Below are 23016 nucleotides of genomic sequence, written 5' to 3'. Positions count from 1 at the left end.
CCTCCTTAAATGACGATGTGGGCGGTCAGCCAGATCTGGTTGAGACCGTGGGTGACGGTGAAGGTAAAGTCCACCAGACACACAGTAGGGTCATCGGGGTGGGCGGAGACGGTGACCTGGTCATAGTCGGTGATGATCTCCCGGCTCTTCTTGTTCTCCAGCTCCAGCACTACCTGGGTGCGGATGGCGCCCCGGCTCTGCTCGGTGTTCTTGGCCCGGCGGAACTTGCTGCGCAGGCTGTCACGCAGGGTGGGGATCACATCGTCCACAATAAGAATGGTGGACAGCTCACGCCAGGTGGAGTCCTCCACCTCACCGCTGGAGGTGCGGGTAGTGACGCCGCGCACCACACCCACCTGACCGCTGATGCTTTCCAGGGGGGTCACGCCGCCCCGCACCAGCAGATCGATGTCGTTGTCGCTGTACTGCGCACTCAGCCCCTTCAGGCCCAGCAGCTCCGCACCGCCCAGAGGAATGGCGGGGTCAGACTGGGCGGCAATGGCTCCGGCTACGGCGGCCGCGGCGCTCAGTCCGTCCTGAGCGGCATCCTCGCCGTCCACACTGCCGGGAGCAACCAGTACCATACGCTCGCAGTTGAGCCCCTTGGCCCGCTCCACCAGGGCGGACACCTCCTCGCCTGCGGCGGCGCCAACCACAGCAATGCGCTCCCGGCGGGCGGCGCTGGCGGACAGTACACTGTCCCGCAGGGCCTGCTGTACCGTCAGGGTCGTGCTGTCACACAGCATCACGCTGATATTTTCCAGGCCGCCCAGGGTGTCAAACGCGGCCTGGTAGCCCTCCTCATTGGCGACCGGAACGGCTACCACCGCGGCCGCGCCGTTGAGCAGAGCAATGCGGATGAGCTCAGCCATGTCCTGCTTGCCCTCCTGGCTGCCGAAAGCGGCCACCGCCGCCTCGTAGCTGGTCACGGTGATGGGCACCCCGGCGGAAGCTGTGGAATTGATGGCCGCCAGGCCCACCGTCTTGTGTCCTCCACTGCCCCGCACCAGGGTGGAGGCGTCATAGGAGGAGTAGACGCCGGGGCGCTCGTGAGTGGTCAAATTCATAAGGTTCTCTCCCCTCTGATCTCAAAGTCCAGGAACTCGCCCTGCTCCTGAGTGCTGCCGGACACCAGCAGGGCGGTGCAAACCAGCTGGGCCGGGCGCTTGAGCAGCCGGGCCTGCTGGTCATAATCGGTCTCGCCGCAGGAAAAGGTCCCCACGGTCAGCCCTTTGGGGCCGGGGGGCAGACAGGCCTGGGCCAGAGCGGCCCAAATCTGCTCCAGGGCAGCGGGATCGGTGCCGGGGGCGGCATACAGGTCCAGCCCAAAGGTTAGGGTGACCGTCTTGCCATACCGCTCCTCCCATGCCTGGGTGTCGGGATTGAGCCGCTGTCCCAGATAGCCGGAAAAGCCCGCCGGGGCGCTCTCGCACCCCCGCAGGGAGACCGCAATCACCGGAGCCTCCAACTGGGGCCTGGCTTCGGTGCTCCAGGCGGTGCGGGCAGGCAGCTCCTGGTCCCGGAGGTGCTGGCACAGCAGCTCCACCGCCTGCTCCATGGGTGTGCTCATGCTCCTGCCTCCTCTCCCGTGTCTTTGGGCCGCAAAACCGCCCAGATGTGGGACACGCTGTTTCCTACGTGCACCGGGTGGGCGGAGACGACGGCGTAACCGGTCCCCTCAAACTCCACCCAGTCGCCGTGGTCGGACAGAGGATGATTGGGGTCGCCCAGATATAAAAACCGGTCCTCCCGCTGCCAGCCCAAGGGAGAGGGCAGGCTTTGAGCCTGCCCCTTCTCCCGGATGGGCTGGAGAAAGGCACGGGCGTCCACCGTGCTGTCCCCCTGGTGGAGGACCACCCGCTGGCCGTACTTGGCCAGCAGGGCGGCCCAGGCTGCATCCATCATCCCGTCACCCCCTGAAAATAAAAGCCGCCGTCCCGCAGGTAGGGGGCCATCAGCCGCTGGATCTGCGCGGTCAGCCCGCCGGAATCCCCGCTGCCTTCCGTCTGGATGGATACATCCCCGGCGGTGAAGGAGGTCACATCCCCGCCGCCGCCCGCAGCGGACAGACCGTCCAGAGCCATCCAGGCCGCGCACACTGTAAAGGCATCGGCACAGCTTTCCGGCGTGACTCTGGGCCGCAGCTGGGCGGTCAGGGTCTGCTCCGCCGCGGTGCACAGGGGCTCCAGTACCTCCCGCTGGGATTCGGAAGCGCCCATGGCGATGGCTAAGGCAATGATCTGCTCGGTCATGCCTGCACCTTCAGCACATGGGAGGCCTCCTGGAAGATCTTCGCAAAGCCGCTGATGGTGGTGATAGCCGCCCGCTCCAGCTGGCGGTCAATGAGCTTGTCGTACTCCACCATCACATCACTGCCCTGAATGAGCTCCAGAGCGTAACGCTTGTCCAGACCCACCGCCGTCTTCTCGGGCAGCACGCTGGTGCGCAGCAGGTTAGCGCCCAGGGGGGTGGACAGCTTGCCGGTGCCCTGGAAGTTAAGACCGGTGAGGGGATTCTGGAACTCGGGGAGCTTCAGCAGCTTCACCATCACGTCGGGACTCACCAGCAGGGTGTTCATCTCGTAGGGCTCAAACTTGGCCCAGAAGTCCACCAGATCGTCGTAGGTCAGGGTGTCGGAGGCGGCGGTGGTGAACACGTCGGCGGCGTTGTTGTTGCCGTCGCCGTTGATCAGCACATCCACGCCGTCGGCCAGCAGCATCTGGGCGATGTGGGAGCCGATCTGACGCAGGGTGACGGAGAACAGGTCCAGCTTGCGGTAGCGTACGGACTCGTAAGAGGCCACTAGCATGCGGCCGCGCTTGTGCAGCTTAATGAGGTTGGCCTGCACCTTGATGGTGGTGCTGGGGATGGCGGCGCCCTCGTCTACCGCCCGCAGCTCCTTCTCCTCGCCGCCGGCCTGGGCGGCAATGGAGCGGTAGTCCATGCCGTCAAAGTTGGTGGTGGCGGCGGTGATGGAGGGGATAAGGTTGCTCTCGTCCATGCCCTGACGTACGGAACGGGCAATGTACTCAGGGAAGAGGACGGCGGCGTCGGAGGTGCGGAAGAACTTCTCCACCGCGTCGCAGCCCGCGCCCTTTACCTTGATGTCAAAGCGCTTGAGCTGACGCTGAAAGGCGTCCAGACCCTCCAGACTGGTGCCCTTGTACTGCTCGGAGGGGTCCAGGCGCTCCAGCACCTGGGTAAAGGTGCTGCCAGCCTCCTGATACATGCCCTTCTCCAGCTTCAAAGTGTCATAACGATTGGCCATCGCGATCCACGCTCCTTTCTTAAATTACAGGCACACCACAGCGGTGTGGGCGGCGTCATCCACCGAGATCACCAGGGCGGTCACACCTGCCTCGGCGCTCTTTACCTTGCCGGTGCCGTCAGCGGCCAAAATGACCTGGCCCAGGCTCACCGAGCCGGAGATGGGCAGAGTCATAAAGCCCTTCACCTGCACACCGGCAAAGCCCTTGCGGTTGGACAGAGCCAGACCGCAGAACGCGTCGTTGTCGCTGCACGCGCCCACCTGGCCGTCGTCGGTGATCTTTACCACCTGGCCGGGGACTACGTCCTCCTTGGCCAGGAAGGTGGCAGTCACGGCGCCGATCTCTTCAAACGAAACCTGATTCATTCTTGTTCCTCCTTAAGTCATGAAGTATCTGGATCAAATCAGAAAGGCCCCGTCCTCCTGGGACAGGGACTGGGGCTTTTGGGCATAGGGCAGCTGAAGGGGATAGCTCTTGGCCGCCTTCTGGCCGTAGAGGCGCTGAAGCTGACGCAGTTCGGGTTCCTCCAGGTGCTGGGCCATGCTCTGCAAGACCTTCATCTCCGCCTGGGGGTCGGCCAGAGCGGCCAGCCGCACCACATCCTCCCGCAGTTCTTTGAGCGCCCGCTCTCCCAGCTCTGCCTGGGCCTTCAGTTTCTCCACCTCTCCGGCAAAGCGGGGATAGTCTGCCAGCAGCTCCTTGAGTGTCTCGTAGTGTTTGACGCCCATGGCCTTCACCACGCCGGCCTGAGGCTGGGCGGGCACGGCCACAAAGGAGAACTCATAGGCGTCGGCAGGCTCCTCCAGACTGAGGTAGCACAGCTTCCCATCGTAGACCTGTCCGGGCTGGTGACCGCAGCTTGCCCCGGCCTCCTCGCCGCAGATGGAGCATACCCGGCGCTTCACCGCGCAGCCCACACTCACTTCCTTTTTGATGCCGCCGTCGATCTCGGCGATCAGGCCCCGGTTGTCGTCGGTGCGCACCATGTAGGCCCTGGCTTTCAGCCAGCAGTAGGGATCCCCTGCCTGGGTGACACGCTCCGGCTCCTGAACGACCTGGATGGAGAAAATCCGGGCAGCCTGTCCCCGCGCCGACCAATTGTGGTCAAAAATGCCGCTCTTGCCCAAAAACAGAGGGGCCAGAGCCTCCAGAGTCTGGGCGGGGAACCGCTCAAAATCCCGGTCTACCTCGTTATCGCACAGCCGAACGGAGAAGACGTACACCTCCTGGGCGGTGAGGGGCTTTTTGCTCCAGGTGTTGATGAGTTCCAGCTCCTCGGGGCTTACCCCTTCGGCCTGCTGTAAGGCCAGGGCGGTTTTGGTAATGTTCAACTTGCTTCCCTCCCAATCTCTTCGGCCTGGGCATGGAGCAGCTGCGCCCGGGCCTCCTCTACAATGTCCTGGAGGTTAATGTCCTCCCACTCAATGCTCACCTGGTCGTCATAGCCACCCAGGCGCAGCCAAAGTCGGCAGATCCGCCGGAGCATAGGTTCCAGGCTGCGGCGAATGGCGGTGATCTCGCTGGTGAGAAGGTCGGCCTGCTGGGCGCTCATGCGCTCGGTGGACGACCAGGACAGCCCCAGCAGGAAGGGGGGGATGCCCGTCTTGGCCACCAGCTGCTCCAGTATTTGACGCACCGGTACCTCACTGTCCAAGATCTGGTTGTCCGCCCCGATGACCTTGATGTCCACATCACCCACTGCCACAAAGTCCCGCACCGCACCCTGGCGGGAGGACTGCATGGCCTGTGACCACTGGCTGGCCACCTGTTCGCCACGTTCCTGGGCGGAGAGGGGGCTGTTCTCGTCAGGTTTGCACACTACGGCAAAGCGCAGGTTGCCCACCCGCTCCCAGTTCTGGCCCAGAGCCTGGTAGATTTTCAGCAGTACCCCAGTGAGAAAAGGCATGGAGCGCAGCATGGATACGCCGTAGGGATGCTCCGCCTCCGGCTGGAAGGGAGTGAAGAGCAGCAGCTGCTGCCAGGGCAGCTCTTTGGGCTCACCCCCGTTTTCCCGCACGCACAGGCGAAAGTCCAGAGGGGAGTCCCCCTCCCGAATCTCCACCAGGGCGGGGTCGGCGCACAGCACAGCGGCAATGGATTTTCCCTGGGGGTCCAGCACCATCTCGCCCACGCCCTGGCCGCAGGTGATCATGCAGTCCAGGTATTGGTCCAAAAAGGACTGGATGCCCTGCTGTCCCCGGCCGGTGTCCACGGTGGCCAAGAAACGGCTCAGTCCCTGCTGAGCCCGGGGATCCCCACAACGGATCTGTACCCCGCCGCACAGCCGCACCAGCTTCCAGATGGCTGCGTCCAGAATGGGGACCGCCTCTCGGATGGAGCGGTAGAGGGCAATCTCTCCGCTGCGCAAAGGCACGTACTGATCCAGCAGCCCGAAGGGGTGGTGTTCCCAATCCCGCAGCTGGACCTGAGGGGGTTTCCCTGCTGGCTTTTTCTTCTCAAACCATTTCAAGTATCTTCCTCCTTTTCAAGCCATTCCCGGTTGTATTGCCGGGACCTGTCCCATAAACTGGAGTAGGCTAAAATCCGGTTCGCTCCACACTTCCCGCGAAAAAACCGCCGGAGTTTCCGGCGGCAATGGTAGAAGCGAAGTATCGAATGTCATCCATGGCATGGTCATGTTCTTTTACCACCCGGTCGCCGCCGCTGCCGCTGGTGTCCCAGCGGTATAGGCCAAACTCCCAGATGGCGTCCCGGCAGGGGGAGCAGATGACCAGCTTTCCCTCTTTGAGAAGCTGGGCGGTGAGCCGGATTCCGGAAAGCACATCGTTATTGGCTTTCCGCACCGGAAACCCCCGCCGCCGCAGTACCTCCATGAAACTGGCAGCGGAAGGGTCCACCACCACCACCCCCAGAGGACGGCCCTTGACCAGGGCCTCCAGGTCGTCGGCGTACTCCTGGTCGGTCTTTTGCCTGCGTGCCTGGCGGGAGTTGTAGTAGTACTCCTCCAGCCGGTACCACACCCCGTTTTTCCTCCCCCAAAGTCCCATGGAAGTTGGGTTCACCGTTCCGTAGTCGCAGGAGACGTAGAAGGGGCCGCTCACATCCAGGGGTGGTTCCCGCACCAGGTCCTGAGAGAAGAAGTCGTACACCAGACCCTCTGCGTTTACCCACTCTCCCAGCACAAACCGGCGGTAGAAGGCTCCCTGGAACATAGTCCGGTAGCGCTCCAGCATAGCGGGGGAGAGGCTGGGGTTGTCTGTCATGGCAAAGGACAGGCGTAACGCCTTCTTTTCCTCAGCTTTCTGGATCCATTCCTGGTAAAACCAGTGGGCGGGGCTCTCCGGGTTGCAGGAGAACCACAGCTTGCTTCCCTCTACCGAGCACCGGGCGCACACCTGCTCCACAAAGGAGCGGGGCATCAGAGCTACCTCATCCAGCAGTGCCCCGGCCAGGGTGATGCCCTGTACCAGGGCGGCGGAGCGCTCATCCAGGCCGCCGAACAGATAGAAGGTGTTGCTGCGGCGGCCCATGGTGACGGTGAGCTGATTGCGGGAGGCGCGTTCCCGGCAGGAAAAACCAAGCTGTCTTAAGATAGGCAGCAGGTCGCTGAGAAGGTTGCGCCGCACCGAGGGGATGGACTTGCCGCACAGGGCAAAGGTTTTGTCCTGATAGCAGCTCATGGCCCAGCAGAAAAAGGAAAGACCGGTGCACAGAGTCTTGCCGCTGCGCACGGCACCGTCGCAGATAATGGCCTGGTAATTTCGGAAGGGAGAGCTGGGCCGCCACCAGGTGAGCACCCGCCGCTGTTTTTTGGAGAAGATGAGAGGTTTCATTCCTCCTCATCCTCCATGCGCCGGAAGAGAGAGTCCAGCTGCTCCTCTCCGCTGGGGCCGCTCAGCTCCAGCAGCCGCTCCAGGGCCTTCATCCGGTCGGCGAATTTCAGTTCTACCGTTCCGGCACCGCTGCGCCGAAATTCGATCAGGGCGGACAGGTCCAGCTTTCCGATGGCCTCCCGTTCCTCCTCAGGCAGGTAGGCCAGCTTCACCGCGTCGTTCACCTTGGCGCAGGCCAGGGCGCGCATCTGCTCCAGCAGCTGCTCCCGATCCAGCGGTTTCTTGTTTCGTTTCACCACATCCCTCCTCTACCCCAGGGGGGAAGGAGCAAAAAGTTGTACACTTCACGTCACATATGAAAAAACTGAAAAATTTACCGCCATGCTCTGCGGTATAGAAGCCTCTCCGTTGTCACATCCTGTCATCGCATACCACTTGAAACAAAGATAGGGAGGCACAGCGATATGAAACGAATCGGTTCCCTGGTGCTGGCGGTGCTTTTGCTCACCGGCACGGCGTCGGCCCAGGAGGCCGCCGCCCAGTCTCCGTTGGAACTGAGTGCGCCGTCAGCGGTGCTTATGGAGAAGGAGACCGGGACGATCCTATATGAGAAAGAGGCCAAACGGCAGATGGAGCCGGCCAGCGTCACCAAGGTCATGACTTTGCTGCTCATCATGGAGGCGCTGGACAGCGGCCGCATCAGCCGGGAGGACGTGGTCACCGTCTCTGCCCGGGCCTCGGGCATGGGAGGCTCCCAGGTCTATTTGAAGGAAGGCGAGCAGATGACGGTGGGAGAGCTCATCAAGTGCATCACCGTGGTCTCAGGCAATGACGCCACCGTGGCCATGGCGGAATATCTGGCGGGAAGTGAGAGCGCCTTTGTCCAGCAGATGAACCAGCGGGCCCAGGAGCTGGGTATGGGGGACACTAACTTTGTTAACTGTACCGGCCTGCCCGCATCCGGCCACGTGACCACGGCCTACGATATTGCCCTCATGTCCCGGGAGCTCATTCTCAACCATCCGAGCATCCGGGAGTACACCACCATCTGGATGGACTCCATCCGGGACGGGGCCTTCGGCCTGACCAACACCAACCGCTTGGTGCGTTTTTATGAGGGAGCAACCGGTCTGAAGACGGGTTCCACCGACTCGGCCCTGTACTGTATGTCGGCCACCGCGGAGCGGGACGGCATGGAGCTTATCGCCGTTGTGATGGCTGCTCCCACAGCGGCAGACCGCTTTGAGGACGCCAAGGCCATGCTGGATTACGGCTTTGGGGCGTATACACTTATGCAGGTGTATCCAGAAAGTCCTCTGGCTCCCATCCCGGTGCTGCTGGGCACGGTGGGACAGATCCAGCCTGAGCTGGAGCGGGAATGCCGGGTGCTGGTGCGCAAGGGAGAAGAGGGCAGCGTTACCACCAAGCTGACCCTGGCCCAGGACCTGGAGGCCCCGGTGGAAGCGGGGCAGAAGGTGGGTGAACTGGAAATTTTGGTCAATGGAGAGACACGGGATACCCTGGCCATAATTTCCAGCCAGGAGGTGCAGCGGCTGACCACCGGCGGGATTTTTCAGCGGATGCTGCGCGGTCTGCTGATGGCAGAACAACGATAAAAAACCCCTGGGGCGGAAGGTTTTTGGGCCTTTCGCCCCAGGGAAACAGGGGTGGGAACAAAATTCCAATTAACACCCTTTTGACTTGACGGTGTACAGATAGTGTTGTATAATTTATATAAATATCGGGGGTTCCGATTTAGAGAGGTTGTCGTTTTTGTTGGGAAAATAGCGAAAAAGACGAGATTGAGGTGATTACTATGGTCAAATATGATACAAAACTATCAGATTATGACCTGTTTTTGGAGCTGGAGGCCTTCTCAGAAGGCCGCAGCTGCCACGCGTGGAGATGCTTCGGCTCCCACCCGGGGCAGAAGGACGGCCAGGACGGATATGTGTTCCGTGTCTGGGCGCCCAACGCCAAGCAGGTTTGCGTCTTTGGTGATTTCAACGGATGGGATGAGAATGCCGCTCCGCTGGAAAAACTGGAAGGCGGAATCTGGCAGGGCTTTGTTCCTGGCTTAAAGCGTTTTGATACATATAAGTACGCGGTACACGGTGCCGACGGCAAGGTGGTGGCCAAGGCTGACCCCTATGCGTTCCACGCCGAGACCCGTCCGGGCAACGCCTCCAAGATCTATGATCTGGAGGAGTATCCCTGGGGAGATCAGGGCTGGCTGGACCACCGGGCGAAAAACGCTCCTTACCGCCGTCCCATGAATATTTATGAATGCCACCTAGGCTCCTGGCGGCGTACCGGGGAGGGGGAGTTCCTCTCCTACCGGGATACTGCCCAGTATCTGGTGCCCTATGTGAAAGAGATGGGCTACACCCATGTGGAGCTGCTCCCCGTGATGGAGCACCCCCTGGATGCTTCCTGGGGCTATCAGGTCACCGGCTACTTTGCCGCCACCAGCCGCTTCGGTACCCCTGATGATTTGAAGTACCTCATTGACCAGCTGCATCAGGCCGGCGTGGGTGTCATCCTGGACTGGGTGCCCGCCCACTTCCCCCGGGACGCCTTTGGCCTGTACCACTTTGACGGCGGACCCACCTATGAGTACGCCGACGCCCGTAAGGGTGAGCACCCCGACTGGGGCACCCAGGTCTTTGATTTGGGCCGCAGTGAGGTGCGTTCCTTCCTGTTCTCCAACGCCATGTTCTGGCTGGAGGAGTACCACGCCGACGGCCTGCGGGTGGACGCGGTGTCCTCCATGCTCTATCTGGACTATGGCCGGCAGAACGGGGCCTGGATGCCCAACATCCACGGCGGCAAGGAGAACCTGGAGGCCATCGAGTTCTTCCAGAAGCTGAATACCGCCATTTTTGCCGCCCATCCCGATGTGCTGATGATCGCCGAGGAGTCCACCGCCTGGCCCAAGGTGACCCATCCGGTGAGCGACGGCGGCCTGGGCTTCAACTTCAAGTGGAATATGGGCTGGATGAACGACATCTGCCATTACATCAAGCTGGACCCCTACTTCCGGCAGTTTAATCATCGGGATATCACCTTCTCCCTGATGTACGCCTTCTCGGAAAACTACATTCTGCCTCTGTCTCATGACGAAGTGGTCCATATGAAGGGCTCTTTCCTGGGCAAGATGCCTGGGGACAACGCGGAGAAATTCGCCGGTGTTCGGGCCTTCTATACCTACATGCTCACTCACCCCGGCAAGAAGCTCACCATCATGGGCACCGAGCTGGGTCAGTGGAATGAGTGGCACTATGAGTATTCGCTGGACTGGCACCTGCTCCAGTATGAGCCCCACCGCCAGATCCACCAGTTCTTCAAGGCGGCCAACGCCATGTACCTGGAACATACCGCGCTTTGGGAGCAGGATGACTCCTGGCAGGGCTTCCAGTGGCTGTGTGCCGACGACAACACCGCCAATACTGTGGCCTTCCTGCGCTGGGATCGGGAAGGAAGACCCCTGGTGGTGGTGGCAAACTTCTCTCCCATCCATCGAAAGGGTTATCAGGTAGGCCTGCCCTTCCCGGGCACCTGGGCGCCGGTGTTCAACACCGATGCCGAGGAGTTCGGCGGCGCGGGCCTGGGCGACACCGCCCCCATCAAGAGTGTGGACATCCCCTGCCACAATCAGGAGCAGTCCATGACCATTGATCTGCCGCCCATGTCGGTGATGATCTATCGCTGCACTCGCCGCGCTCCCGTGCGCAAGAAGAAGGACAGCGAGAAGGCGGGAGAGAAGAAAACTTCGGGAAAGGTTAAGAAGCCGGAAGGCGCAAAGGACGCGGGGACCGCCGCCAAAAAGACCCAGGCGATCAAGACCGTGAAAAAGAAAGACGATCAGGCGTAAGCCTCTCGCCTGCGCTTCTTTCGCAGAAGGCGGACCTTTAAAATATAACAGAGGTGAATGAGAGTATGAAAAAAGAAGTCGTGGCCATGCTTTTGGCTGGCGGTCAGGGCAGCCGTCTGTATGCCCTTACCAGCCATGTGGCCAAGCCTGCCGTCCCTTTTGGCGGCAAGTACCGCATCATCGATTTTCCCCTGTCTAACTGCGTCAATTCCGGTATTGATACCGTTGGCGTGCTGACCCAGTACCGTCCTCTGGAGCTCAACAGCTACATTGGCTCCGGTCAGCCCTGGGACCTGGACCGGTCCGACGGCGGCGTGCACATCCTGCCCCCTTACATGCGTGAGGGCGACCAGGGCACCTGGTATAAGGGCACGGCCAACGCCATCTATCAGAATATCGGATTCCTGGATATGTATGATCCCGAGTATGTGGTCATCCTCTCCGGCGACCATATCTATAAGATGGACTACTCCGACATGGTGTACTTCCACAAGAAGACCCAGGCGGCCTGTACCATCTCCGTGCTGGAGGTCACCCTGGAGGAGGCCACCCGCTTCGGCATCATGAACGTGGATGAGAACGATCAGGTCTACGAGTTTGAGGAGAAGCCCAAGCATCCCAAGAGCACTCTGGCCTCCATGGGCATCTATGTGTTCACCTGGAAGAAGCTGCGTCAGTACCTCATCGATGACGAGGCCGATCCCAACTCCTCCAACGACTTTGGTAAGAACATCATCCCCAACATGCTCGCCGCCGGCGAGAAGCTGATGACCTACCGCTTCCATGGTTACTGGAAGGACGTGGGCACCATCAACTCCCTGTGGGATGCCAACATGGATATGCTGGCCATCAACAGCGGCATCAGCATGTACGACAACAGCTGGCCCATCTATGCCCGTACTCCCGTTAAGCCTCCCCATGTCACCGGTCCTAACGCTCAGGTGTCCCACTCTCTGGTCACCGGCGGCTGCCGCGTGGACGGCGTGGTGGAGAACTCGGTGCTCTTCAACTCCGTCACCGTGGAGGAGGGAGCCGATATCCAGTACTCCATCCTGATGCCCGGCGCCGTGGTCAAGAAGGGCGCTGTGGTGTCCTACGCCATCGTTGCGGAGGGCGCGGTCATTGAGGAGGAGGCCACCGTGGGCGCGCCGCCCTCGGACGACCCCGATTGGGGCATTGCCGTGGTGGCCGGTGGAGTCACCGTTGGCCCCAAGGCCGTGATCAAACCAAGCGCTATGATTCGTGAAGATGTGAAAGGAGGTGAGCAGGCGTGAACGATCTGCACGGAATTGTCTTCGCTTGCCGCTCTGATGCCAATCTGGGGGAGCTGACCCGTCCCCGCAACACCTGCTCCCTGCCCTTCGGCGGCCGTTACCGCCTGATTGATTTCATGCTCTCCAACTACGTCAACGCCGGTATCCCCGACGTGGGCATTATTGTTCACCAGAGTTATCAGTCCCTGCTGGACCACGTGGGTTCCGGTAAGGATTGGGACCTGAGCCGCAAGCACGGCGGCCTGCGCATCCTGCCTCCCTTCGGCTATGCTGAGCGGGGCGGCGAGTATAAGGGCAACATGGACGCCCTAGCCGGTGTGGCTGACTATCTGGAGAATATCCGCCAGGATTACGTGATCCTGGCCTGGGGCGACATGGCGGTGAACCTGCCTGTGGCCGAGGTCTTCCAGCAGCACCTGGATTCCGGTGCCGATGTGACCATGGTCTGCACCCCCACCCTGAAGGGTGCTCCCCGCTTCTCCGAGTACGTGGAAGTGGACGAGACTGGCCGTGTCACCGATCTGTCGGTCCACCCTGTGGCCGCCGACAAGACTCTGGAGAGCCTGGGGGTCTACATCCTCTCCAAGAAGCTGCTCATGGATATGGTGGACTACTGCGCCGCCCATGACATCTACAATTTCAGCCGCGGTGTGCTCCAGCCCCGCCTGAAGACCCTGAAGCTCATGTCCTATGTGCATAAGGGTTATGTGGCCCGCTTCCAGTCGGTGAGCGGCTACTTTGAGCGCTCCATGGATCTGCTGGATCCAGAGGTACGGGATGAGCTGTTCAACCCCGCCCGTCCTATCCGGACCAAGGACCGCTCCAACCCCTCTACTTACTATGGCCCCGAGGCCAAGTCCAACCACTCTCTGGTGGCCGACGGCTGCCGCATTGAGGGTGAGGTGGAGAATTCCATCATCTTCCGCGGCGTGACCATTGAAAAGGGCGCCCGGGTGTCCAACAGCGTGCTGATGCAGGGTACCGTGGTTAAGAGCGGCGCCTCGCTGGCTTACGTCATCGCGGACAAAAACGTTACCGTCAATCAGGACCGCATGCTGATGGGCCACTTTACCTATCCTCTGGCCATCGCGAAGGAATCGGTCGTGTAAGCTGAGTAAAACTCCATCACGCCGGGGGCCGGGCGGAGTACCGCCCGGCTTTCCGGGGATGGAGTTTGCTTGTTCTTAATATCTGGAACTGGGAAAGGGGAACTGATATGAAAATTTTGTTTGCCTCCTCCGAGGTGGCCCCGTTTATTAAAACCGGCGGTCTGGCCGATGTGGCCGGCTCTCTGCCCAAGGCTCTGGCCCAGGCGGGTCATGAGGTCAAGGTAATTCTCCCCCTGTATGAAGGCATCGGCGGCGAGTGGCGCAGCCAGATGACCTTCCTGAAGTATTTCAACGTCACCCTGTCCTGGCGGCAGGTTTACTGCGGCGTGTTCTCTCTGGAGCGCGACGGCGTGACCTACTGGTTCGTGGACAACGAGTACTATTTCAAGCGCTGGCAGCTCTACGGTCACTTCGATGACTGTGAGCGCTTCGCTTACTTCTCCCGGGCTGTCATCGAGACTCCCGGTCAGCTGGACTTCTGGCCCGATGTGATCCACTGCAACGACTGGCAGACCGCTCTGGTGCCCATCTATCTGCTGGAGGAGAAGTACCGTATTCCTCAGCTGGGCCGGGCCAAGAGCGTGTTCACCATCCACAACATCGAGTATCAGGGCCGCTACGGCGACCAGGTGCTGGAGGATGTCATCGGTCTGGACAAGAGCTACTTCAATGAGGGTATGCTGGCCTACCACGACGACGTGAACCTGATGAAGGGTGCCATCATGGCCTCTAACTTCGTCACCACCGTCTCTCCCACCTACGCCAATGAGCTGAAGATCCCCTTCTATGCCCACGGCATGGACGGTGTCATCAACCAGCAGAGCGGCAAGGTCCAGGGTATCCTCAACGGCATCGACATGGACCTGTACAACCCTGCCACCAACCCCGGTCTGGCCTCCAACTTTACCGCGGATGATCCCGTGGAGGGCAAGCTGGCCTGCAAGCTGGCTTTGCAGCGTGCAGTGGGCCTGCAGGAGAACGCAGATGTGCCTATCATTGCCTGTATCTCCCGTCTGGTGGGCCACAAGGGCTTCTCCCTGGTCACTGACGTGCTCCACCAGATCATGGGCATGAACGTGCAGATGGTGGTGCTGGGCACCGGCGACTGGCAGTTTGAGGAGGCCTTCCGCAATGCTCAGCAGCAGTATCCCGGTCGTTTCTCCGCGCAGATCACCTATTCCGGACCTCTGTCCACCATGATCTACGCCGGCGCGGATCTGTTCCTCATGCCCTCGGTGAGCGAGCCCTGCGGTCTGAGCCAGATGATCGCCATGCGCTACGGCACTGTGCCCATCGTTCGTGAGACCGGCGGCCTGAAGGATACCGTGTTCCCCTATAACAAGTTCACCGGCGAGGGCCGCGGCTTTACCTTCACCGATATCAACGCCAATGACATGCTCTGGGTCATTCGCGAGGCCGTGGACCTCTATTACAACAATAAGGAAGCCTGGCGCGGCCTTCAAAAGGAAGGCATGACCGCCGACTTCAGCTGGGATCATTCGGCCCAGCAGTATCTGGATATCTATCAGCGCATCCAGGGCTGAACAAGCAGTTCGGTTAGCCGGGCGGACAGAAATGTCCGCCCGGTTTTTTTGCCTGCACACAGAAAAAAGCACCGGTTTTCCACCGAATTTTGCACAAGCAAAATCACCGTTTCCAAGGCGGCAAACCCTTCTCCCATAAGCATTTCCGCCAAACTTTTCGGAATCGCTGGCATTTTTAGGGAAGGAGCGCTCTGCGCATTTGACGTGGGTACGGGAGTATGGTAAAATATGTCCCGTGCCGCACCTGCGGCAGGAAAAATGCTATTAAGAATTTTGATACGGGAGGCAACATCATGGCTGAATATACTAAGGCCCAGCTTACCGAACTGATTATCGGGAAACTTCACCGCAATTTTGGACGGGACGTAGAAGACGCCACCCCTAACCATATGTTTAAGGCCTGTGCTCTGGTGCTGCGGGATATCATGTCCGGCCACCAGATGAATACCAGCAACCAGGTGTGGGAGGGCCAGGAGCGCCAGGTCCACTACCTGTCCCTGGAGTTCCTGATGGGCCGCTCTCTGGAGAAGAACGCCTACAACCTGGGCATTCTGGATACACTGAAGGAGGCTCTGGAGGGGCTTGGCTTCTCTGCCTCTGATCTGTTCGAGATCGAGCCCGATGCCGGTCTGGGCAACGGCGGCCTGGGCCGTCTGGCTGCCTGCTACCTGGACTCCATGACCACCCTGGAGATCCCCGCCACCGGCTATTCCATCTGCTATGAGCTGGGTATCTTCAAGCAGAAGATCGTGGACGGCAAGCAGGTGGAGCAGGCCGACAACTGGCTGGGCCTGGGCGACGCCTGGCTCATCCCCAAGATGGATGAGACCGAGGAGGTCCGGTTCGGCGGCAAGATCGTGGACCACTGGGATGACAAGGGCCACAACCACCCCGAGCATGTGGGCTACACCACCGTGCTGGCCATTCCCCGCGATATGGAGATCGCCGGCTACAAGACCAACCACACCAACGTGCTGCGCCTGTGGGACGCCAAGAGCCCGGTGCCCGTGGATATGTCCCTGTACTCCCGCGGCGAGTATCTGAAGGCGGTAGAGCAGCAGGCCATGGCCGAGGTTATTGCCAAGGTGCTGTATCCTGACGACAACCACTACGAGGGCAAGTCTCTGCGTCTGAAGCAGCAGTACTTCTTCGTTTCCGCCACCGTACAGTCCATCGTGCGCAAGCACCGTGCCCAGTACGGCACTCTGCGTAACTTCCACGAGAAGCACGTCATCCAGATCAACGACACCCATCCCACTCTGGTCATCCCCGAGCTCATGCGCATTCTGCTGGACGTGGAGGGCTACAGCTGGGACGAGGCCTGGAATATTGTCACTCACACCGTGGCCTACACCAACCACACCGTGCTGGCCGAGGCTCTGGAGCGCTGGCCTCAGGGGCTCATCGAGACCCTGCTGCCCCGTATCTGGCAGATCCTCAAGGAGATCGCTGCCCGCTATCAGCGTCAGCTGGAGCAGCACTTCGGCGGCGACATGAACAAGGTCTCCAAGATGGCCATCATCTGGAACGGCGAGGTCCGTATGGCCAACCTGTGCATCTGCGCCTGCTATGCCGTCAACGGCGTGTCCGCGCTGCACTCTGAGATCCTGAAGAAGGACGTGTTCCACGACGCGTACACCATGCATCCCGAGCAGTTCAAGAACGTGACCAACGGCATTGACCACCGCCGCTGGCTGTCCCAGATCAACCCCAAGCTGGACGCTCTGGTGCGTGAGTGCACCGGCGGCGATGACTATCTCCTCCACCCCGATGCGATCCTGGGCTTGGAGAAGTACAAGAACGACAAGGCTGTTCTGGAGCGCCTGGAGGCCATCAAGAAGGAGAATAAGCGCCGCTTTGCCTCTTATCTGGCCCGGGAGAGCGGTGTCATGCTCAATACTGACGCCATCTTCGATGTTCAGGTCAAGCGTCTGCACGAGTATAAGCGTCAGCTGCTGAATGTGCTGCACATCGTACACCTCTATAATCAGCTGCGGGATAACCCCAACATGGAGTTTACTCCCCAGACCTTTCTGTTTGGCGCCAAGGCGGCTCCCGGCTACCATGTTGCCAAGCGGATCATCCAGCTCATCAACTCCCTGTCTGCTCAGATCAATGCCGATCCCATCTGCAAGGATAAGCTGCAGGTGGTCTTCCTGGAGAACTACCGCGTCTCCCTGGCTGAGAAGCTGATGCCCGCCAGCGAGCTGTCTGAGCAGATCTCTACCGCCGGCAAGGAGGCCAGCGGCACCGGCAACATGAAGTTCATGATGAACGGCGCGCTAACCATCGGTACCCTGGACGGTGCCAATGTAGAGATGCACCAGAAGCTGGGCGACGAGAACATCTTCCTGTTCGGTCTCACTGCTGACCAGGTGACCTCCATGAAGGCCAATGGCTATCATCCTCAGGACTACTACCACCAGAACGGCGACCTGAAGCGGGTCATCGACCAGATCTCCGCCGGTTTTGCCGACAAGGAGTCCTATGCCGATCTGATGGACCGTCTGCTGCGCAGCGCCGGAGGCAGCCCCGCCGACGACTATATGCTGCTGGCCGACTTCGACAGCTATCGTCAGGCCCACTGCCGCGCTCTGGAGACCTACGCTGACCAGCAGCGCTGGAATCAGATGTCCCTCATCAACATCGCGCGCTCCGGCATCTTTGCTGCCGACCGCTCTATCCGCGACTATGCCCGGGATATCTGGCACGTGCCCACCCGCGACTGATTCATTTCCCATCGATAAAAATAAGGTCCGCTTTTGCGGACCTTATTTTTTGTCTGCTCTTGCCAAAATGGGGGAAATGCACTACAATAAAGTAGAAAAGAAGCGGACTGCCAGCTAGAAATAGCTGTCAGAATAGAATCATTTGCAGGAGGAAAAGGTTATGGTTTCCATTGCTTCCGATCATGGCGGCTATCGCCTGAAAGAACATATCAAAGCGTATTTGACGGCCAAGGGCATCAGCGTGCTGGACTGCGGCTGTGACAGCCTGGACAGCTGTGACTATCCCATTTTCGGAAAGGCAGCGGCCCAGGCGGTGGCTGACGGCCGCTGCGAAAAGGGTATTGTGATTTGCACCACCGGCATCGGCATCTCCATCTGTGCCAATAAGGTCAAGGGAATCCGCTGCGGCTTGTGCAGCGATCCTTTATCGGCTGAATTAACGCGCAAGCATAACAATGCCAACATGCTGGCCATGGGTGCGGGAATCATTGGCCCCAATATGGCTGAGCGCATCGTGGATGTGTTCCTCTCCACTGAATTTGAGGGAGGCCGCCACGCTCGCCGTGTTGGCCTGATGATGGACATCGAAAAAGAGTAAAAGAAAAAATCCTGGCGACCTCGGTCGCCAGGATTTTTTTATGTTGGGGAAATTGCAATCGCTGGAGTGTTAGGACCAGTCGTAGGTGACGGTAAACTCCTTGGAGCCGCCGTCCTCAAAGGTGACGGTCACAGTGATCTCCATGCTGTCGCCGCTGGTGCAGCTGGCCAGAGTCTCAGACTTATCAAAGGTCAGCTCCAGGTTGGGGTCAGAGTAGGAGACAGTCGCTTCGGTGTCAGTGCCCACGGCGGACTCGGCATAGGTGCCGGTGCCGGTAGCCTTGACGGAGGAGATCTTAGAGGAGATATCCAGACCAGCGGGATCGATGGTCAGCTTCACGCCGGCAGCAGCCAGGCCGCTGGAGGAAGTGGCATCATCCACGGTCACAGTGTCGCTGAGGTAAACAGCAGTCAGGGTGATGTTGCCCTGCACGTTGGCAATCACGTCGCCGGCGGCGTACAGGTTGCCCTCGCCGTCAGACCAACCCAGGAACTGGTGGCTGCCGTAGGTGGGCTCAGTGCCGCTGATGGTAAAGTCCTTGCCCTGAACAGCGGTAGCCTCCTGGGGAGCACCGGAGCCGGAGCCGGCGGAGTAGGTCACCTTGTAGTTGGCGGGAGCCACGTTGCCGGAAACCTCCTGGATAAACACGGCCTTCACAGCGCCGTCCTTCAGGATAACGGTGGCCAAGTCGTTGGCGTCGGTCTTGATGCCGTTGATGGTGCCCACGGTCAGGTCCTTGCCGTCGTACTTCACGACCAGAGCGTTATCCTGGAAGCTGTAGTAGGTGAAGCCCTGGTTCTCGTTACCAAAGCCAACCACGCCGTTCTCCGCGCGCTTGGTACCGTCGTTGACGGAAGCGATCTCGCTGGTGTACAGGTTGACCTTGGTGACCAGGCCATTGGCGTCCATGGAGTAGCTCTTCACGGAGAAGATGCCCTCAGCCTTCAAGGTGGAGGCAGCAGCAGAGCTCTTCTTCACGTCCAGAGTGGTGACCTTGCCGTCGACCACAGCGTCAAAGGTGTAGTACTCGCCGCGGTTGTCCTTGTTCTCGGCGGCGGAAGCATCGCCCACCACGAAGGTAACCTGCTCGGCCGTGTTGCTCTCCAGCACGGCGGACTCAATGTAAACCACCTTGGCCATGTTGGAGGAACTCTTAAAGACGACAGTCTTGGTGGTGCTGTTGTCGTCGCTGATGTTGGGTACGTTCTGGATACCGGTGTAGATCACGTAGTCATCGCCGTCCTTGACCTGGAAGATGGTCTGGCTGTTGGCGTAGACAGTGGCGCCGTTGATGGTCATAGCGGCCTTACCGGTCTCGATGTTCAGGTTGTTGTCGGAAGAAGCGGCAGCGCTGCTCTTGTCAGCCAGAGTGTAGACGTTGTCGCTGTCCTTGGTGTAGGCAACAATGTGCTTGTCCAGAGAAGAAGCGGAAGACTCGGTCTCCACCTCGATCACCTTGCCCTCGGTGAGCAGCAGCTTGGCGTAGTGGGTGGTGGTACCGAACTTGGTGTCATCCTGATAGCCCACCACGAAGGCGTAGTCGCTGGAGGACTCAGCCTCGCCGATGGCAATCACGTAGCCCTGAGCGTCCAGATAGAACACTACGTCTTTATCCACGGAGCCAGTGGTGATGTAATCGCTGGTCTTAAACTGAGCAGAATACTTATAGGTCTGGCCATCCACCACAAAGCTCTCATTGGCGGTGACCTTGGTCACCTCACCGGAGACCTTGCGGGCGGCAGTCATGGACTCGATCTCAGAGGTCTTCTTGCTGTAGGTGAAGAGGACCACGTCGTCCACATCATAGCCGGTAGCCTCAAACTTCTTGCCGTCGGCCACAGGAGTCTGGGACAGGTCGGAGACGATCACATAGGGCTCCTCGTCCTCATTCACGTCGACCTGACCCATCACAGAGGAGATCTGGCCGGCGTAGGTGTTTACGATGGAGACGACCACGGAACCCCTCTCGCTGGAGGAGACATACTCCTTGGTGACAAAGATCTCCATCACGGTGCCGTTGCCGGTACCCAGCAGAGCGTTGTCGTTGCTCTTGGACACATTGCTCTGGGAGAAGGTGCTGCCGGTGGTGCCGTCCAGGTTGATGGTCCAGGTGTACTTGTTGGAGTCAGCCAGGGTCTCACCCACGGTGTTGAACAGTTCCTTGCCGGTGACCTCGCCGCTCAGTACGTAGTCGGCCTCATCGGCGGCAACCACGACCTGCTCACCCTTGTAGTTCCAGGTGCGGGCGGGACGGGCAAAGGCATCGGAAGTGACGGCGGTGTCGATCTTCAGGCTGCCGTCAAAGAGCTTCTCGCCCAGCTGAACGGCATACTTGCCATCGTCCAGCACCTTGTCGGCCATAGCCTTGGCGTAGTCGGCGGAGCTGGTGATGTCCTTGTACTCCACATCGCCGGTAATGGTGATGTCGCCTACAATGATGGTAGAGCCGTTCTTGGTAGGCTGAACCATGGTGGCCTCCAGGGTGTTCAGAGCCAGCTGAGCCACATTGTTGCGGGACAGAGCGTCGTTGGCGCCAGTGTTGATGTCCTTAAACAGGTCAATGGAAGAGGCCTGCTTAATGGTGGCGATCTGCCAGTCGCTGCCGAAGTCGGAGCTGTACTGGAAGTAGCCCAGAGCCTTCATCATCATCAGGCTGGCCTGCACGGCGGTAACGGGATCGTTGGAGCCGTAGGTGGTGGCGCTGGTACCGCTGGTCACGCCGGCGGCGTAGCAGGCGGCCACATAGGGACGGGCCCACTCAGGCACATCAGTGAAGGGGATGGAAGCGTTCTTGAAGTCCTCCACCTTCAGACCCAGCAGATTGGACATCACAACGGCCATCTCGGCGCGGGTGACCTGCTTGTCGGGGTTGAAGTTTCCATTCTGATCGCCGACCATCACGCCAACGGCCTGCATTACGGCAATGGCCTCCTGGTGGTGGTTGGATGATACGTCAGCATAGCTTGCAGCGCCGGCGCCCGCGACCATCATGCTGGAGAGCATAGTGGCGGAGAGAGCCAGGCTCAGAGTCCGCTTTAGGTTTCTCATTGAGAGTTCCTCCTTATAAAATTTGGTCAAAGAAAGTTGGCTACCAAGTACAGGAAATGCATAACGACCCTTACATACATAAAATGGTTTCATATTCCAACGAAAAATCCAATAAAGTAATAAAATTGGATTAAAAAAGTTGATATGGTAGACATTTGGTAGACACAAGAAGAAAGAGAAAAAAAGAACTGCTTTGAAACCCTTGTGTCGCAAGGGTTTCAAAGCAGTTCTTGGTAGACCTTTGGTAGACGATTGGTAGACGGTGTTGGAAAACTTTAGGTTTTTTCAAAGCGATATCCTACACCGCGCAGAGTAACAATACGGTCGCTGTACGGAGAAATTGCGTGACGTACCTGCTTGATATGCGTATCCAATGTGCGGGTATCCTTAGGCAATTCGCCGCCCCAGACTGTATCCAGTAATTTTTTTCGCGAAAATACCACATCTGGGTGGCTGGCCAGCAGGGTCAGAAGATCAAATTCTTTTGGGGTAAGGCTGACCAGCGTGCCGTCTACAAGGACACGGCGGGCGGTCAGGTCGATGTAAATTCCATCTCGTTCAATGGATTGGGGCTCTAAGGAATCCAAGGACTTGCCCCGCTTTAAGATAGCAGAAATGCGCAGCATCAATTCTCTGGGGGAAAAGGGTTTCGTCATATAATCATCGGCGCCCAGTTCCAAGCCGTGAATACGGTCTTGTTCGCTGGTGCGCTCGGTAAGCATTAAAATAGGGACCTGAGAAAAGCTGCGGATCGTTTGACATACCGAAAATCCATCCATTTCCGGTAAAAGAATAGCCAAAATAATAATATCAAACGCATTTTGGCGGCACATGGAAACCGCGGTGTAGCCATCACCGGCCTCCGCGACCTCGTATCCCTCCAGGCGTGCGTGGCGGCCGATTTGGCCGCGGACAGCCATATCACTGTCTACAATCAGGATACGTTTCATGGGGGACCTCCTCTCTCTCCTGGGGAAAGGCGGGCGGCAGTGTTTTGGGGCAGTACAAGCAGACACCCCGAACCCGCCTGTTAGCGCGGGGGAAGAAAAATCCGATAAACGATGGGAAACCGGGCCTGTCAGGACCAGGATTCCCAGATTTGCGGGCAGTAGCCCACAGTGGCCTCTGTTCCGTTGCGGACAATGGGGAGATTAAGCAGCGTGGGATCTTCGTAAAGCTTATCCAGCTTGGCCTGATCCGAAACCAGGTATTCCAGCAGGGTATAATCTGGATGTTTGGGATCTATCATTGCCTCCAGACCCACCGCTTGCCGTACGCTGGACAATTCTCCGCGGCTCATACCGTACTTCCGCACATCGATGGCCTGAAACTTAATGCGCCGTTCTTTAAACCAGCGCTCCGCCTTTTTGGTATCGAAGCTTTTGGAAGCGCCGAAGATCTGAATATTCATTCATCAACCTCCCATACGGGCAAAAACGGCAAAGTTCGGGAAGATACCGCCACAGCGGTTATTGAAGATGGAGCAGTAAAAGAATAACCGATTTGACGGAGCAAAATGCGGAATTTTTCGCATAATATGCGCCATAAGCATATTTTTTGCCCATACTGTCCAAAGATGGCGAAGTGCGGCGGAGCTAGCTCAAACCGATCCATGGGAGTCCCTCCTTCCGACTGTATATTTTGTAGGAAAAGTATACCATATTTCCAGGGAGGGGACAAGAGGTGGACCAAAATTAACCGCAGAAATGGCCCAATCATGGTCACAATCACAAACTTTTTGGCAGATCCGCCCTGGGTGGTATACATTTTGGGAGAG

The 23016-nt window shown here is 59.1% G+C and carries 21 protein-coding genes; 7 read left to right on the top strand and 14 right to left on the bottom strand.

What is annotated here, in order from left to right:
- Positions 1 to 5 precede the first annotated feature (5 nt).
- The 10 genes from ACEVJL_RS05600 to ACEVJL_RS05555 form a co-directional block, all read right to left on the bottom strand.
- The gene (locus ACEVJL_RS05600) at positions 6 to 1067 is read right to left on the bottom strand and encodes a phage tail sheath C-terminal domain-containing protein (RefSeq protein WP_374737146.1); all 1062 of its coding nucleotides are present in this window, start codon (positions 1065 to 1067) and stop codon (positions 6 to 8) included.
- Positions 1064 to 1570, bottom strand: a complete 507-nt coding sequence (locus tag ACEVJL_RS05595; RefSeq protein WP_374737145.1) for a hypothetical protein — start codon at positions 1568 to 1570, stop codon at positions 1064 to 1066. Before ACEVJL_RS05595 ends, ACEVJL_RS05600 begins: the two co-directional genes overlap by 4 nt.
- Positions 1567 to 1905 carry a hypothetical protein gene (locus ACEVJL_RS05590; RefSeq protein ID WP_374737144.1) on the bottom strand — a complete coding sequence of 113 codons (339 nt, stop codon included), beginning with the start codon at positions 1903 to 1905 and terminating at the stop codon, positions 1567 to 1569. The genes ACEVJL_RS05595 and ACEVJL_RS05590 overlap by 4 nt, the downstream gene beginning before the upstream one ends.
- On the bottom strand, positions 1902 to 2252 hold the full coding sequence (locus tag ACEVJL_RS05585) for a hypothetical protein (protein WP_374737143.1): 351 nt from the start codon (positions 2250 to 2252) through the stop codon (positions 1902 to 1904). Before ACEVJL_RS05585 ends, ACEVJL_RS05590 begins: the two co-directional genes overlap by 4 nt.
- Positions 2249 to 3268, bottom strand: a complete 1020-nt coding sequence (locus ACEVJL_RS05580; protein ID WP_110441397.1) for a phage major capsid protein — start codon at positions 3266 to 3268, stop codon at positions 2249 to 2251. The genes ACEVJL_RS05585 and ACEVJL_RS05580 overlap by 4 nt, the downstream gene beginning before the upstream one ends.
- 24 nt (positions 3269 to 3292) lie before the next feature.
- Positions 3293 to 3634 (bottom strand): hypothetical protein, encoded by a 342-nt coding sequence (locus ACEVJL_RS05575; protein ID WP_235397380.1) that lies wholly within the window; start codon positions 3632 to 3634, stop codon positions 3293 to 3295.
- Between the two features lie 33 nt (positions 3635 to 3667).
- Positions 3668 to 4600 carry a hypothetical protein gene (locus ACEVJL_RS05570; RefSeq protein WP_302668217.1) on the bottom strand — a complete coding sequence of 311 codons (933 nt, stop codon included), beginning with the start codon at positions 4598 to 4600 and terminating at the stop codon, positions 3668 to 3670.
- Complete coding sequence (locus tag ACEVJL_RS05565; protein WP_235397384.1) at positions 4597 to 5739, bottom strand: phage portal protein; 1143 nt, start codon at positions 5737 to 5739, stop codon at positions 4597 to 4599. The genes ACEVJL_RS05570 and ACEVJL_RS05565 overlap by 4 nt, the downstream gene beginning before the upstream one ends.
- Positions 5740 to 5806: 67 nt before the next feature.
- On the bottom strand, positions 5807 to 7063 hold the full coding sequence (locus ACEVJL_RS05560; protein ID WP_374737142.1) for a PBSX family phage terminase large subunit: 1257 nt from the start codon (positions 7061 to 7063) through the stop codon (positions 5807 to 5809).
- Positions 7060 to 7359: a hypothetical protein gene (locus ACEVJL_RS05555; protein ID WP_020989389.1), complete on the bottom strand. Its 300-nt coding sequence runs from the start codon at positions 7357 to 7359 to the stop codon at positions 7060 to 7062. The genes ACEVJL_RS05560 and ACEVJL_RS05555 overlap by 4 nt, the downstream gene beginning before the upstream one ends.
- A 168-nt stretch (positions 7360 to 7527) precedes the next feature.
- On the opposite strand from ACEVJL_RS05555, the gene ACEVJL_RS05550 reads away from it, so the two are divergent.
- From ACEVJL_RS05550 to rpiB, 7 genes are all read left to right on the top strand, one after another.
- Positions 7528 to 8679, top strand: coding sequence for a D-alanyl-D-alanine carboxypeptidase family protein (locus ACEVJL_RS05550; protein WP_235397388.1), 1152 nt, complete (start codon positions 7528 to 7530; stop codon positions 8677 to 8679).
- Positions 8680 to 8879: 200 nt separating this feature from the next.
- Positions 8880 to 10937 (top strand): 1,4-alpha-glucan branching protein GlgB, encoded by a 2058-nt coding sequence (gene glgB, locus ACEVJL_RS05545; protein WP_374737141.1) that lies wholly within the window; start codon positions 8880 to 8882, stop codon positions 10935 to 10937.
- A gap of 65 nt (positions 10938 to 11002) precedes the next feature.
- On the top strand, positions 11003 to 12211 hold the full coding sequence (locus ACEVJL_RS05540) for a glucose-1-phosphate adenylyltransferase (protein ID WP_235397392.1): 1209 nt from the start codon (positions 11003 to 11005) through the stop codon (positions 12209 to 12211).
- The gene (gene glgD / locus ACEVJL_RS05535) at positions 12208 to 13320 is read left to right on the top strand and encodes a glucose-1-phosphate adenylyltransferase subunit GlgD (protein ID WP_235397394.1); all 1113 of its coding nucleotides are present in this window, start codon (positions 12208 to 12210) and stop codon (positions 13318 to 13320) included. The genes ACEVJL_RS05540 and glgD overlap by 4 nt, the downstream gene beginning before the upstream one ends.
- 107 nt (positions 13321 to 13427) lie before the next feature.
- Positions 13428 to 14864 (top strand): glycogen synthase GlgA, encoded by a 1437-nt coding sequence (gene glgA, locus ACEVJL_RS05530; protein WP_008982050.1) that lies wholly within the window; start codon positions 13428 to 13430, stop codon positions 14862 to 14864.
- A 293-nt stretch (positions 14865 to 15157) separates the two neighbouring features.
- Positions 15158 to 17593 (top strand): glycogen/starch/alpha-glucan phosphorylase, encoded by a 2436-nt coding sequence (locus tag ACEVJL_RS05525; protein WP_008982049.1) that lies wholly within the window; start codon positions 15158 to 15160, stop codon positions 17591 to 17593.
- A 160-nt stretch (positions 17594 to 17753) separates the two neighbouring features.
- A complete protein-coding gene (gene rpiB / locus ACEVJL_RS05520) occupies positions 17754 to 18191 on the top strand; it encodes a ribose 5-phosphate isomerase B (protein WP_235397396.1) in 438 nt (145 codons plus the stop codon).
- 69 nt (positions 18192 to 18260) lie between these two features.
- On the opposite strand, the gene ACEVJL_RS05515 is transcribed toward rpiB, so the two are convergent.
- From ACEVJL_RS05515 to ACEVJL_RS05500, 4 genes are all read right to left on the bottom strand, one after another.
- Positions 18261 to 21239: an S-layer homology domain-containing protein gene (locus tag ACEVJL_RS05515; protein ID WP_374737140.1), complete on the bottom strand. Its 2979-nt coding sequence runs from the start codon at positions 21237 to 21239 to the stop codon at positions 18261 to 18263.
- A gap of 275 nt (positions 21240 to 21514) precedes the next feature.
- On the bottom strand, positions 21515 to 22189 hold the full coding sequence (locus ACEVJL_RS05510) for a response regulator transcription factor (RefSeq protein ID WP_325207528.1): 675 nt from the start codon (positions 22187 to 22189) through the stop codon (positions 21515 to 21517).
- A gap of 128 nt (positions 22190 to 22317) precedes the next feature.
- On the bottom strand, positions 22318 to 22650 hold the full coding sequence (locus ACEVJL_RS05505; RefSeq protein WP_374737139.1) for an arsenate reductase family protein: 333 nt from the start codon (positions 22648 to 22650) through the stop codon (positions 22318 to 22320).
- Entirely contained in the window at positions 22647 to 22853 is a 207-nt protein-coding gene (locus ACEVJL_RS05500) for a hypothetical protein (RefSeq protein ID WP_374737138.1), read from the bottom strand. The genes ACEVJL_RS05505 and ACEVJL_RS05500 overlap by 4 nt, the downstream gene beginning before the upstream one ends.
- Between the last annotated feature and the right edge of the window lie 163 nt (positions 22854 to 23016).

The sequence above is a fragment of the Flintibacter porci genome (genome assembly GCF_041925195.1).
In the GTDB taxonomy this organism is placed as follows: domain Bacteria; phylum Bacillota; class Clostridia; order Oscillospirales; family Oscillospiraceae; genus Lawsonibacter; species Lawsonibacter porci.
The sequence above is the reverse complement of the archived record's forward strand: the minus strand, read 5'-3'. Positions and strand labels throughout refer to the sequence as shown.

What these genes read in the sequence shown, in the direction of transcription:
- ACEVJL_RS05600 (WP_374737146.1), bottom strand. Translation starts at nt 1,067, where the DNA reads ATGAATTTGACCACTCACGAGCGCCCCGGCGTCTACTCCTCCTATGAC.
- ACEVJL_RS05595 (WP_374737145.1), bottom strand. Translation starts at nt 1,570, where the DNA reads ATGAGCACACCCATGGAGCAGGCGGTGGAGCTGCTGTGCCAGCACCTC.
- ACEVJL_RS05590 (WP_374737144.1), bottom strand. Translation starts at nt 1,905, where the DNA reads ATGATGGATGCAGCCTGGGCCGCCCTGCTGGCCAAGTACGGCCAGCGG.
- ACEVJL_RS05585 (WP_374737143.1), bottom strand. Translation starts at nt 2,252, where the DNA reads ATGACCGAGCAGATCATTGCCTTAGCCATCGCCATGGGCGCTTCCGAA.
- ACEVJL_RS05580 (WP_110441397.1), bottom strand. Translation starts at nt 3,268, where the DNA reads ATGGCCAATCGTTATGACACTTTGAAGCTGGAGAAGGGCATGTATCAG.
- ACEVJL_RS05575 (WP_235397380.1), bottom strand. Translation starts at nt 3,634, where the DNA reads ATGAATCAGGTTTCGTTTGAAGAGATCGGCGCCGTGACTGCCACCTTC.
- ACEVJL_RS05560 (WP_374737142.1), bottom strand. Translation starts at nt 7,063, where the DNA reads ATGAAACCTCTCATCTTCTCCAAAAAACAGCGGCGGGTGCTCACCTGG.
- ACEVJL_RS05550 (WP_235397388.1), top strand. Translation starts at nt 7,528, where the DNA reads ATGAAACGAATCGGTTCCCTGGTGCTGGCGGTGCTTTTGCTCACCGGC.
- glgB (WP_374737141.1), top strand. Translation starts at nt 8,880, where the DNA reads ATGGTCAAATATGATACAAAACTATCAGATTATGACCTGTTTTTGGAG.
- ACEVJL_RS05540 (WP_235397392.1), top strand. Translation starts at nt 11,003, where the DNA reads ATGAAAAAAGAAGTCGTGGCCATGCTTTTGGCTGGCGGTCAGGGCAGC.
- glgA (WP_008982050.1), top strand. Translation starts at nt 13,428, where the DNA reads ATGAAAATTTTGTTTGCCTCCTCCGAGGTGGCCCCGTTTATTAAAACC.
- ACEVJL_RS05525 (WP_008982049.1), top strand. Translation starts at nt 15,158, where the DNA reads ATGGCTGAATATACTAAGGCCCAGCTTACCGAACTGATTATCGGGAAA.
- rpiB (WP_235397396.1), top strand. Translation starts at nt 17,754, where the DNA reads ATGGTTTCCATTGCTTCCGATCATGGCGGCTATCGCCTGAAAGAACAT.
- ACEVJL_RS05515 (WP_374737140.1), bottom strand. Translation starts at nt 21,239, where the DNA reads ATGAGAAACCTAAAGCGGACTCTGAGCCTGGCTCTCTCCGCCACTATG.
- ACEVJL_RS05510 (WP_325207528.1), bottom strand. Translation starts at nt 22,189, where the DNA reads ATGAAACGTATCCTGATTGTAGACAGTGATATGGCTGTCCGCGGCCAA.
- ACEVJL_RS05505 (WP_374737139.1), bottom strand. Translation starts at nt 22,650, where the DNA reads ATGAATATTCAGATCTTCGGCGCTTCCAAAAGCTTCGATACCAAAAAG.
- ACEVJL_RS05500 (WP_374737138.1), bottom strand. Translation starts at nt 22,853, where the DNA reads ATGGATCGGTTTGAGCTAGCTCCGCCGCACTTCGCCATCTTTGGACAG.